Raw genomic sequence first — 11,756 nt, forward strand, 5'->3', positions numbered from 1 at the left:
CCTGTTCCATCGCCCGAAGCTGGGCGACAGGTGACAGGGCGATGAACTGGCGCAGATCTGCCGCCTCTCGGTGCAGCGCTTGCGCCTCGGCGGCAATACCATCGATCCCCTTTCTTCCCGCCTCGGCCAGCGCCCGCGACCGGATGCGGTGCTTCGCTATGTTGTCGGCGAATTGCGCCACAGCGCGAAGGTGAACCCCGGTCAGCCACTCGGCACGGGCGTCCAGCAAGAGGGCATGCCGGTGATGGCCCACGGTGGCACGCTCATGGTGCCAGCGGTCGAGTTCGGCAAAGCGGATACCGTCGGCACGGCCCCGGCCTCGACCCTGCGCAGGACGGCATCGAACATCGCGTATGTCACGGAGCTGTCGGGTGGTGTTTGCATCCTTTCACCTTCTCCTTGTCGAGCGGTTGTTGCGGCTTCGTTTGATTGGGCAGCTTGGGCGAAAATCCGGTTTATTTTGGGAAGCTGCATTTCGTTCTGTTAGCGATGATGGTGTTGGGCAGGTTTTCGGGGCCTATCCGCTACCCCGCGAACGGAACAGGACCAGAACGCTGCAAACGTGCCGAATAATACTGTAAACGTCGGCGCAAGAGATTGATTTTTATATTGAAATAATGATATTGGCGACCCCGGAAGGACTTGAACCCTCAACCTGGCGATTAGAAGTCGCCTGCTCTATCCAGTTGAGCTACGGGGCCGCATTGGCGCTTTCTTGGACCAGCTTGGCGGGTGAATCAAGCCGTGCTTTCCGCCGGGGTGTCCAGGTTCAGGGCCAGGAACAGGCTGTTGGGGTCCTCGGCATAGCCCTGAAAGGGTCCGCAGCGGGCAAAGCCTGCGCTTTCGTAAAGCGCGCGGGCTGCGGCGAAGCTCGGTTGCACGCCGGTTTCAAGGTAAAGGCGGGACCAGCCCTGAGCCCGCGCGTGGCCGATCAGCACCCCAAGCATCAGGCGCGAGAGGCCCCTGCCCCGATGCTCGGCCAGGACTTGCATCGACTTGATCTCGGCCACGGGGGGCTGGCCGGACAGGCGTTTCAAGGCCCCCATCGCGACCGGCTGGCCGCCGTCGCGGATGGTGAAGAAGGCGATGCCGGGCCCGGCCAGGTCCTCGCGCGGCAGCATGTGGATGGATTCGGGCGGCGTATCGGCATGCATATCCGCGGCATGCCGCAGAAACAGCAGGTCGAGATCGTCGGACATGGGCGATTCGAGGGCGACGGAAAGGCTCATTTCTCTTGCATCCAATGGATCGGCGCGGGAACAGGAAACGCCCCGGATCTGTGCCCGGCGAAGGGCGCGGCAGCCACATCCGCCATCCGGCGATTCCCCTGATCCGGCGTCCGGCCTATCCCCGCGGCCATCCGCATGCAAGGTGGCCCATTGCGGGCGCCGATCCGCGCGCTATATCATGAGGACATGAGCGGCAATCTGAACATCGTCAAGCTATGCGTCGGATGCGACGACCCGACCCAGTTGCAGCTTTGGCAAAGGCAACGCTGGGGCGATGCGAACCCGCAGCACGTCACCCGCATGTGGCCCCGGCGCGAGGCCGAGTTGCTGGACGGCGGCTCGATCTACTGGGTGTTCAAGGGCACGATCCTGGCGCGCCAGCGCATCCTGGCGCTGAATGAGCGCATATCCGAGGACGGCATCCGCCGCTGCGCCCTTGTGCTGGACCCGCAGCTTTGGCGCACCGCCGCCACCCCTCGCCGCCCATTCCAGGGCTGGCGCTACCTGCCCGGCAGCGAAAGCCCGCCCGATCTGCCCGCGGACCGGGCCGAGGAACCCTCGCTGCCCCCCGAAATCGCCCGCGCCCTGTCGGACATGGGACTGCGCTGAGGGCGGTTTCCAGGCAAGGGCGTGATTGGAGCGGGTGAAGGGAATCGAACCCTCGTCGTAAGCTTGGGAAGCTTCTGCTCTACCATTGAGCTACACCCGCGACAGCGCCCGCCTAACCCGAGTTTCGGCTCGCGTCAAGCGCATACGCGCTTGCAGGCGCCCTGACCGCTTCCTATAAGCGCAACCATGTTTGTGACGGGCCGCAGATTGCGAATTAGCCGCCCGGCGGCGTAGGGGTTTCCTTGCCGTCGGGATGCCTTCCGTTCAGCCGTCAGCCAAAGGATTCTCCGCTTATGAGCGAAACAACCGCAAACGCGCCCGATTACCGCGATACCGTATTCCTGCCCCGGACCGATTTCCCGATGCGCGCCAGCCTGCCCGCACGCGAACCCGAATGGCTGGCGCGGTGGGAAAGACTGGACATCTACGGCCGCCTGCGCGCCAAGCCGGGTCGCACGCCCTTCATCCTGCACGACGGCCCGCCCTATGCCAACGGCAACCTGCACATCGGTCACGCGCTGAACAAGGTGCTGAAGGACTTCATCACCCGCAGCCAGCAGATGATGGGCCGCGACGCGCGCTATGTGCCGGGGTGGGACTGCCACGGGCTGCCGATCGAATGGAAGATCGAGGAACAGTATCGCCAGAAGGGCCTGGACAAGGACGCCGTCGATACGGTCGAGTTCCGGCAGGAATGCCGCCGCTTCGCCGATCACTGGATCGACGTGCAGCGCGAGGAATTCAAGCGCCTCGGCATCATCGGCAACTGGGACGACCCCTATCTGACGATGAACTACCACGCCGAGGCCGTCATCGCGGCCGAGTTCATGAAACTGCTGATGAACGGCAGCCTCTATCAGGGGTCCAAGCCCGTGATGTGGTCGCCGGTCGAACAGACCGCGCTGGCCGAGGCCGAGGTCGAATATCACGACAAGGAAAGCGATACGATCTGGGTCCGCTTCCCCGTCCTCAACGGCGCCGAGGCCGGACTGGGTAAGGCGGATGTGGTCATCTGGACGACCACGCCCTGGACGATCCCCTCGAACCGGGGCGTCGTTTACGGGGCCGATTACAGCTATGGTCTTTACGAGGTCACGGCCACGCCCGATGAATGCTGGGCGCAGCCGGGCGACCGCTTCCTGCTGGCCGACAAGCTGGCCGAGGGCGTCATGGCCAAGGCGCGACTGACCCCGGACATGTTCACGCGCCTGCGCGATGTCGACGCCGAGACGCTGGCCGGGCTGAAACTTGCGCATCCCCTTGCCGGTGTCGAGGGCGGCCAGGGGGAATGGGACGATCCGCGCGATTTCCGCGCCGCGCCTTTCGTGACCGACGAGGAAGGCACCGGCTTTGTCCACTGCGCGCCCAGCCACGGGATGGAGGAATACGAGCTTTACCGCGACGCCGGAATGCTTGCGCAGGTCATCACCTACAACGTCCTGGACGATGGCAGTTTCCGGTCGGACCTGCCTCTGTTCGGGGGCAAGCGCATCCTCAGGCCGAACGGCAAGGAGGGCGATGCCAACAAGGCGGTGATCGAGGCGCTGGTCGGCGCGGGCAAACTGCTGGCCCGCGGCAGGATCAAACACTCCTACCCCCATAGCTGGCGTTCCAAGGCGCCGCTGATCTATCGCAATACGCCGCAATGGTTCGCCGCCATCGACGCCGACCTGAACGACGGCATGGACGAACATGGCGCGACGATCCGCCAGCGCGCGCTGAACAGCATCGACAAGCTGGTGCGCTGGACGCCGCAGACGGGCCGCAACCGCATTCATTCGATGGTCGAAGGCCGCCCCGACTGGGTGCTGTCGCGCCAGCGCGCATGGGGCGTGCCGCTGACCTGTTTCGTGAAAAAGGGCGCGAAACCCGACGCGCCCGACTTCCTGCTGCGCGACCAGCGCGTGAACGACCGTATCATCGAAGCTTTCGAGAAAGACGGCGCAGACATCTGGTATCGCGAAGGTTTCAAGGCGCAGGTCCTGGAAGGAATCGCCGATCCCGACGCTTACGAGCAGGTCATGGACGTGCTGGACGTGTGGTTCGATTCCGGCTCGACCCACGCCTTCGTGCTGCGCGACCGCGAGGACGGCAGCCCGGACGGGATCGCCGACCTCTATCTGGAAGGCACCGACCAGCATCGCGGCTGGTTCCAGTCCTCGCTCTTGCAAGCCTGCGCGACCAAGGGCCGCGCGCCTTACAAGGGCGTGCTGACGCATGGGTTCACGCTGGACGAAAAGGGCATGAAGATGTCCAAATCGCTTGGCAACACGGTCGCGCCCGCCAATGTGATCAAGGAATACGGCGCCGATATCCTGCGGCTGTGGGTGGCGCAGTCGGATTACACCGCCGACCTGCGCATCGGGAAGGAAATCCTGAAAGGTGCCGCCGACAGCTATCGCCGGTTGCGCAACACCATGCGCTTCATGCTGGGCAACCTCGACGGATTTTCGGACGCCGAAAAGGTGGCCCCCGCCGAAATGCCCGAACTGGAGCAATGGGTCCTGCACCGCCTTGCGCAGATCGACCGGCAGTTGCGCAATGGCTACGACCTCTACGACTTCCAGGGGGTGTTCCAGACGCTGTTCCAGTTCGCGACGGTGGACCTGTCGTCCTTCTATTTCGACATCCGCAAGGATGTTCTTTATTGCGATGCACCCGACAGCCTGCGCCGCCGCGCCGCGCGGACGGTGCTGGACATCCTGTTCCACCGGCTGACGACATGGCTGGCCCCGATCCTGCCCTTCACGATGGAAGACGTCTGGCTGTCGCGCTTCCCCGGCGATGACGGTTCGGTCCATTTGCAGGACTTTCCGCTGACTCCTGCCGATTGGCTGAACGAGCCTCTGGCGGCCAAGTGGGAGATGGTGCGCCGTGCCCGCCGGGTGGTGACGGCGGCGCTGGAAATCAGGCGCACGGACAAGACCATCGGCTCCAGTCTGGAGGCCGCCCCGGTCGTCCATGTCGAGGATGCCGAGACGCTGGCGGCGCTGAAATCCGTGAATTTCGCGGATGTCTGCATCACCTCGGATCTTGCGCTGACGGGGGATCCCGCGCCGGGCGAGGCATTCCGCCTGCCCGAAACCGCAGGCATCGGCGTGGTGTTCGAACCCGCGATGGGCGAAAAATGCCAGCGCTGCTGGAAGATCCTGCCCGATGTCGGCAGCCACCCGCATCCCGGCACCTGCGCGCGTTGCAGCGCGGCGCTTGGCTGAAACAAGGCGGCGCCCCACGGGGCGCCGCAGCCTCGCCTAGCGGCGGAACCAGAGGTTTTCCCTGCGCAACATCTGGCGGATCACCTGTTCGCGCGACGGCAGCCGCTTGCCCTGAAACATCGGGCGCAACCTGTCGCGTCCGGCGCGCTGGCGAAACAGTGCATCATAGGCGTTGTCCCCTTGCATTATCCTTGAAATTTCGGGAATTGCCGCGATTTCCTCGAATATTTCGATGGCCTGGTCGCTGCCGCGTGCGTAAAGCAGCGACAGGTTACGGTAATGGCAGGTCAGATCGCCGTCCAGCCCCGCCAGTTCCGGCCCCGGCCTGCCCCCGCCAAGCGAATGGACGACCAGCGGCAGCACCACCTGATCCAGCCAGGGATCAAGGCTTTGGCAAGCCAGCGCATCGCCCGGATCGTCCCGCACCGCCAGCGCATATTCCAGGAAACGCTGCCCGAAAACCGCCGGATCGGGTCCCAGGAACCAGCCGGCGTTGAAGTAGAGATACCTCTCCCAATGCTCATCCGGTTGCGACAGGTCCAGCGAGCTTTCGAAATCCAGCCCGAAACGGTCGTAGAGCGAGCGCCAGATCTGTGCATAACCCGGCCCGTAGGGCGGCGGCTCGGGCCAGCTTCCCTCGCGCTGCATCGAGGCCGTGGGCCGGTCGAAATCGACCGCCAGGTCCAGCGCGCCGGTCACCAGCGTGTCGCTGTCGAAAAAGATGAAGGGCTGGCCCGGAGGCAACAGCGCCAGCGCCTCGATCTTGTTGCCATAGGGATAGGCGCGGCCGAAATGGCGGGCGGTGAAGGGCAGGATCTGCGCCCCGAGCGATTCCAGCACCTCGCGCGCCGGGGGCTGGATGCGGGTCGCGACGCCTTGCCAGGCGCCTTCGGGTTGCGGTTCGGCGACGATAAGCTGTCCCTGCCAATCGGGCGCGTTGCGGCGAAGGCTGGCGGCAAAGATGGCGGCCTCGCGCTCCAACCGCCCGCGTTGGCCGAGGATCAGGATATTGAAGGCGGCGGGCTGCGTCGTGGCGGGCGAGACCGCCCGCGTTTCGGGTTGCGCCGCCCTGCCCTTTTCCTCGCGGCGCCTTATCTGCCGCGCGGATTTCTCCGCCGCGCGTTCCTGCTGGCGCTCTGCACGCCGCGCCTCGCGCCGGGCCTTGTTTTCGGCCTGCCGGGCCATTCGCGCCGCATCACTCGCGCCCTTGCCGGGCTTGCCTTCATCCGCTGCCACGTCCCGTCCCGCCTCTTTGACCTGAAAACCGTTAACCCACCGATCTTAGGCCATCCGCCTTCCCGATGAACAGGGCCGGGCGCGATGCCATGCCGGGCAAGATCAGAAGCTGTAGCCGAACGCCCCGATCTCCAGGGCGAAGTTGCGTTCGACGATTGCGCGTAACTCAGGCGTATAATGGCTGCGATAATCGCGGTCGCGTCTGGTCTTCTTGGTTTCCTTCAGGCTCAGCCGGGAATCGAGACCGATTCTTTTCGCAATGTCCTGCATGGCGCCTTCCAGGTCCTCGTATCTGTAGACCTGGTTGACCATGAACTTGCCGTCCTGCGTGTAAAGACCCCAACCGCGATCATGCAACTGCCTGAGATGGCGCTCTTCCTTCACCATGCCTTCAAAGGTAAAGCGGGAAACGTCCTCACCCCGTTTCTGACGTTCCTGCCTGATGTAATGATAGGCCGAAACCACCCTGTCGAACGGGTTGCGCTCGAAGGCGAAAGAGAAATAGCCCCTATAGGACTGGTCGCCCAGATACCTGCGCGCCAGTTGGTAACGGGCATGGCTGGTCACGCGGGTTTCCCGCCCCGAGGGCATGACGATATCGAAATTCTGCCCGCCCCGCCCGGCCTCGTCCTGCCTGATCTGTTCATCGACGGGATGCAGGCGCGACAGGATATCCTGATCGCCGCAGATCGTGGAAAGCGCGATCTCGACGCTCGTTCCGGCGGTTTTCGTCGTTTTCACGAAAACGAACTTGTGCTTGTGCGAAATGATCATCGGATTCCTCCCTGCATGAACACCCGGTCCCGAAACGGGACCGGGCCAGCCCTCAGCTTTGCAGCGAGCGGACGCCGACCTCGCCTTCGTCGCGCGACCGGATGGCGGCGACGGCGGCGATGCTGCCCGCGGCGGTCGTGAAGTAGGGGATCTTGTCGTAAAGCGCGACCGCGCGGATTTCGCGCGAATCGGCGATGGCCTGCGCGCCCTCGGTCGTGTTCAGGACCATCGTGATCTCGCCATCCTTCAGACGGTCCACGATGTTCGGGCGGCCCTCATAGACCTTGTTGACCGGCTCGGTCTGAACGCCCGCCTCGGCAAGGAAGGCCGCCGTGCCGCGGGTCGAAATCAGGGTGAAGCCCATCTCGGTCAGCGCGCGGGCGGCATCGGCCAGCTCAGGCGTCTTGTCGGCATCCTTGACCGAGACGAAGACGCGCCCGCTTTCGGGCAGATGCGACCCCGCCCCCATCTGCGCCTTGAGGAAGGCGCGCGGGAAGTTGCGGTCCCAGCCCATGACCTCGCCGGTCGAACGCATCTCGGGGCCAAGCAGGGTGTCGACGCCGGGGAAGCGGGCGAAGGGCAGCACGGCCTCCTTGACGGAAAACCACGGCGTGTTGGGATCGGCCAGCGTCATCGGATCGGCGAAGGGCAGATCGTCCTCGGGGCCGACGCCTTCGGGATAGGGAGCGCGGGCGGGGAAGTTCGACATGGGTTCCCCTGCCATCAGCCGCGCGGCGATCGAGGCAATCGCGCTGTCGGTGGCCTTGGCGACAAAGGGCACGGTGCGCGACGCGCGCGGATTGACCTCAAGCACGAAGATATCCTCGCCCTTGATCGCGAATTGCACGTTCATCAGCCCGACCACGTTCAGCGCCCGCGCCATCGCGGCGGTCTGGCGCTTGAGTTCCTCGATGGTCGCACCGTCCAGCGTATGCGGCGGCAACGAGCAGGCCGAATCCCCCGAATGGACGCCAGCTTCCTCGATATGTTCCATGATGCCCGCGACATGGACGTTCTGGCCGTCGCAAAGCGCGTCCACATCGACCTCGATGGCGCCCGACAGGTAGCTGTCCAGCAGCACCGGGCTGTCGCCCGAAACCTGCACCGCCTCGCGGATATAGCGGTTGAGGTGGTCCATGTCGCGCACGATCTCCATCGCGCGGCCACCCAGCACATAAGAGGGGCGGATCACCAGCGGGAAGCCGATACGGCCCGCGATTTCAACGGCTTCCGCATCCGAGCGGGCGATGCCATTGATCGGCTGCTTCAGCTCCAGATCGTTGAGCAGCTTCTGGAAGCGTTCGCGGTCCTCGGCCAGATCGATGGCGTCGGGGGTGGTGCCCAGGATCGGGATGCCCTCGGCCTCAAGCGCGTTGGCCAGCTTCAGTGGCGTCTGGCCGCCGAATTGCACGATGACGCCGTGCAGCGTGCCGTTTTCCTGTTCGGTGTGCAGGATCTCCAGCACATGCTCCAGCGTCAGCGGCTCGAAATACAAGCGGTCCGAGGTGTCGTAATCGGTGCTGACCGTTTCCGGGTTGCAGTTGACCATGATCGTCTCATAGCCGACCTTCGACAGCGAAAAGCAGGCGTGGCAACAGCAATAGTCGAACTCGATCCCCTGCCCGATCCGGTTCGGCCCACCGCCCAGGATCACGACTTTCTTGCGGTCGCTGGGACGGGCCTCGTTTTCGACATCGCCCATCGCGGGGGCCTCGTAGGTCGAATACATATAGGGGGTCTGGGCCTCGAACTCGGCGGCGCAGGTGTCGATGCGCTTGAAGACCGGGCGCAGGTCCAGCGCGCGGCGGGCGGTGCGAACCTCATTCTCGGGCAGGCCCGCCAGCGCGGCCAGGCGCGCATCGGAAAAGCCCATCATCTTGAGATGGCGGAAACCTTCGGCATCCTTGGGCAGCCCGGCCTCGCGGATGCCGTTCTCGGCCTCGACGATCTCGCGCATCCGGGCGAGGAACCACGGATCGAAGGCGGTCGCCTGCTGGATTTCCGCATCCGTCAGCCCGTGGCGCATGGCCTGCGCGATCAGGCGCAGCCGGTCGGGGGTCTGGGCGCTGATCGCCTTGACGACGGCCGCCTTGTCCGGCGCGCCGGGGATCTCGATATCGTCCAGCCCGGTCAGCCCGTTCTCCATCGAGGCCAGCGCCTTTTGCAGCGATTCGTGGAAGGTCCGGCCAATCGCCATGACCTCGCCCACCGATTTCATCGCCGTGGTCAGTTCGGGCTTGGAACCGGGAAACTTCTCGAAGGCAAAGCGCGGTATCTTGGTGACCACATAGTCGATCGAGGGTTCGAACGACGCCGGCGTGACGCGGGTGATGTCGTTGTCCAATTCGTCCAGCGTATAGCCCACGGCCAGCTTCGCCGCGATCTTCGCGATGGGGAAGCCCGTGGCCTTGGACGCCAGCGCGGACGACCGCGACACGCGCGGGTTCATCTCGATCACGACCATGCGGCCATCGGCGGGATTGACCGCCCATTGCACGTTGGACCCGCCGGTTTCGACCCCGATTTCGCGCAGCACGGCGATGGATGCGCTGCGCATCTGCTGATATTCGCGATCCGTCAGGGTCAGCGCGGGGGCGACGGTGATCGAATCGCCGGTATGGACGCCCATCGGGTCGATGTTCTCGATGGAGCAGACGATGATGGCATTGTCGTTGCGGTCCCGCACGACCTCCATCTCGTATTCCTTCCAGCCCAGCAGGCTCTCGTCCACCAGGATCTGCGCCACCGGCGAGGCATCCAGCCCCGAACGGCAGATCGCCTCGTAATCGTCGCGGTTATAGGCGACGCCGCCGCCGGTCCCGCCGAGGGTGAAGGCGGGGCGGATGATGGCGGGCAGGCCGATCTCCTCCAGCGCCTCCATCGCGGTGGCGACGCCCGCGTTGATGTCGTATTTGCCGCTGGCCAGCTTGGGCGCGGCCACGATGGTGGCGCGCGGGTTTTCCAGCCCGATCCGCTCCATCGCCTCGCGGAACAGCTTGCGGTCCTCGGCCATCTCGATGGCGGCGCGCTGCGCCCCGATCAGCTCGACCCCGTAACGCTCCAGCACGCCCGCATCGGCCAGCGCCAGCGCGGTGTTCAGCCCGGTCTGCCCGCCCATCGTGGGCAGGATCGCATCGGGGCGTTCCTTGGCGATGATCTTCTCGACCACCTCGGGGGTGATCGGCTCGATATAGGTCGCGTCGGCCATTTCCGGGTCGGTCATGATCGTGGCGGGGTTCGAGTTGACCAGGATCACCCGATACCCCTCCTCCCGCAGCGCCTTGCAGGCCTGCGCACCGGAATAGTCGAATTCGCAGGCTTGCCCGATCACGATTGGCCCCGCGCCGATGATCATGATGGATGTTAGATCGGTTCTTTTCGGCATGATGGCGTCCCCGGCTCGGCTATGCGGCAGATAAATCGTTCGGGGTTATAGCCGTGGCTGATGCGCGCGCAAGGGCGACGGCCCGGTTAATTGCCGAAAACACCGCCGCCCCGGCCCGGCTGACGCAAAAATGCGCCGCCCGGCGACAAAATGCGCCCCCGTGGGGTTGACCCTTCAAGCCTGTTTGGTCTGCATGTTGCCTGAAACCTGCCCCTTTGACCGAATAAGGAAAACCCGCATGGAATTGTTCATCATGATGCTGATCGTGGGCTGCATCGCAGGCCCCGCCATCGGCTGGATGGTCACCAATACCGAGAAAGCCAGAAGAGAGCATGAGGCCAAGCGCGAGAAATTCCGCGTAGGCAACGGTTCCGACCCCGACAAGTCCCTCATCGGGCCGCATAAGCCCTTCGCGCAAAACGCCGTCATCATCGGCGTGATCTTTGCCGTGGTCGGCTATCTCACGGCCTCGCTCGTCGCCTGAAACCGGCGAAAACCCCGGCCCGCTCGCGCAACCGGGGTTTTCTTCATCATCCAAATACCCATGCGGCCGTGCCACCGGGCGCAGGTCAGGCCGCGGTGAATTCGCGCACGAATTCGCTGGCGGGACGCTGGCGGATGTCCTGGGGCCTGCCGACTTGCTCGATCCGGCCCATCGACATGACGACGACCAGATCGGCCAGTTCCATCGCCTCTTCCTGGTCGTGGGTGACGAAAACCGTGGTCAGGCCGGTGCGGTCGTGGATCTCGCGCAGGCCCTGACGCAATTCCTTGCGCACGCGGGCATCCAGCGCCCCGAACGGCTCGTCCAGCAGCAGCATGCGCGGCTCGATCGCCAGCGCGCGGGCCAGCGCGACGCGCTGGCGCTGGCCGCCCGACAGTTGCCCCGGATAGCGCGCGCCGATTTCCGGCAGTTGGATCAGGTCCAGCAGCCCGGTCACGCGGCGGTCGATCTCGGCCCGCGTGGGGCGGGTGCGTCGCGGGCGTGCGCGCAGCCCGTAGGCGATGTTTTCATGCACCGTCATGTGGCGAAACAGGGCATAGGACTGAAAGACGAATCCCGCCCGCCGTTCCTGGACGCTCAGCTTGCCCGCGTCCTGGCCGTCGAACAGAACCCTGCCGCCCGTCGGATATTCCAGCCCGCCCAGGATGCGCAGCAGGGTCGTCTTGCCCGAACCCGAAGGCCCCAGCAACGCCACCAGCGCCCCCGAGGGGATCGTCACGCTGACCGGGTCCAGCGCCGTGGTCGTGCCGAAGCTTTTGGCGATGCGGTCGATTTCGATAAGCATTTGGTTACTCCTTCCCGCC

The 11,756-nt window shown here is 64.8% G+C and carries 9 protein-coding genes and 2 tRNA genes; 3 read left to right on the plus strand and 8 right to left on the minus strand.

Features of this window, described 5'->3' with window-relative positions:
- The 3 genes from Q0O97_RS11035 to Q0O97_RS11045 form a co-directional block, all read right to left on the minus strand.
- The coding region (locus Q0O97_RS11035; protein ID WP_294928845.1) for a hypothetical protein at positions 1–253 on the minus strand (253 nt) is incomplete at its 3' end.
- A 371-nt stretch (positions 254–624) separates the two neighbouring features.
- Positions 625–701 (minus strand) — tRNA-Arg (locus tag Q0O97_RS11040).
- 36 nt (positions 702–737) lie between these two features.
- A complete protein-coding gene (locus Q0O97_RS11045) occupies positions 738–1,229 on the minus strand; it encodes a GNAT family N-acetyltransferase (RefSeq protein ID WP_294928848.1) in 492 nt (163 codons plus the stop codon).
- Between the two features lie 186 nt (positions 1,230–1,415).
- On the opposite strand from Q0O97_RS11045, the gene Q0O97_RS11050 reads away from it, so the two are divergent.
- A complete protein-coding gene (locus Q0O97_RS11050; protein WP_294928851.1) occupies positions 1,416–1,838 on the plus strand; it encodes a DUF1489 domain-containing protein in 423 nt (140 codons plus the stop codon).
- A 26-nt stretch (positions 1,839–1,864) separates the two neighbouring features.
- Here Q0O97_RS11050 and Q0O97_RS11055 read toward each other — a convergent pair.
- A tRNA-Gly gene (locus Q0O97_RS11055) sits at positions 1,865–1,938 on the minus strand.
- Positions 1,939–2,131: 193 nt separating this feature from the next.
- On the opposite strand from Q0O97_RS11055, the gene ileS reads away from it, so the two are divergent.
- Positions 2,132–5,053 carry an isoleucine--tRNA ligase gene (gene ileS, locus Q0O97_RS11060; protein ID WP_294928853.1) on the plus strand — a complete coding sequence of 974 codons (2,922 nt, stop codon included), beginning with the start codon at positions 2,132–2,134 and terminating at the stop codon, positions 5,051–5,053.
- A gap of 36 nt (positions 5,054–5,089) precedes the next feature.
- Here ileS and Q0O97_RS11065 read toward each other — a convergent pair whose 3' ends face one another.
- The 3 genes from Q0O97_RS11065 to carB form a co-directional block, all read right to left on the minus strand.
- Positions 5,090–6,289: a hypothetical protein gene (locus Q0O97_RS11065; RefSeq protein ID WP_294928855.1), complete on the minus strand. Its 1,200-nt coding sequence runs from the start codon at positions 6,287–6,289 to the stop codon at positions 5,090–5,092.
- Between the two features lie 102 nt (positions 6,290–6,391).
- Positions 6,392–7,063 carry a sulfotransferase family 2 domain-containing protein gene (locus tag Q0O97_RS11070; protein WP_294928857.1) on the minus strand — a complete coding sequence of 224 codons (672 nt, stop codon included), beginning with the start codon at positions 7,061–7,063 and terminating at the stop codon, positions 6,392–6,394.
- Positions 7,064–7,115: 52 nt separating this feature from the next.
- Entirely contained in the window at positions 7,116–10,448 is a 3,333-nt protein-coding gene (gene carB / locus Q0O97_RS11075; RefSeq protein WP_294928860.1) for a carbamoyl-phosphate synthase large subunit, read from the minus strand.
- A gap of 238 nt (positions 10,449–10,686) precedes the next feature.
- Between carB and Q0O97_RS11080 the strand changes: the two genes are divergently transcribed.
- Entirely contained in the window at positions 10,687–10,932 is a 246-nt protein-coding gene (locus tag Q0O97_RS11080) for a hypothetical protein (protein WP_294928862.1), read from the plus strand.
- Positions 10,933–11,017: 85 nt separating this feature from the next.
- Here the strand turns inward: Q0O97_RS11080 and cysA are convergent, their stop codons facing one another.
- On the minus strand, positions 11,018–11,737 hold the full coding sequence (cysA, locus tag Q0O97_RS11085; protein WP_294928864.1) for a sulfate ABC transporter ATP-binding protein: 720 nt from the start codon (positions 11,735–11,737) through the stop codon (positions 11,018–11,020).
- Between the last annotated feature and the right edge of the window lie 19 nt (positions 11,738–11,756).

The organism is uncultured Paracoccus sp. (genome assembly GCF_945915435.1).
Classification (GTDB): Bacteria; Pseudomonadota; Alphaproteobacteria; order Rhodobacterales; family Rhodobacteraceae; genus Paracoccus.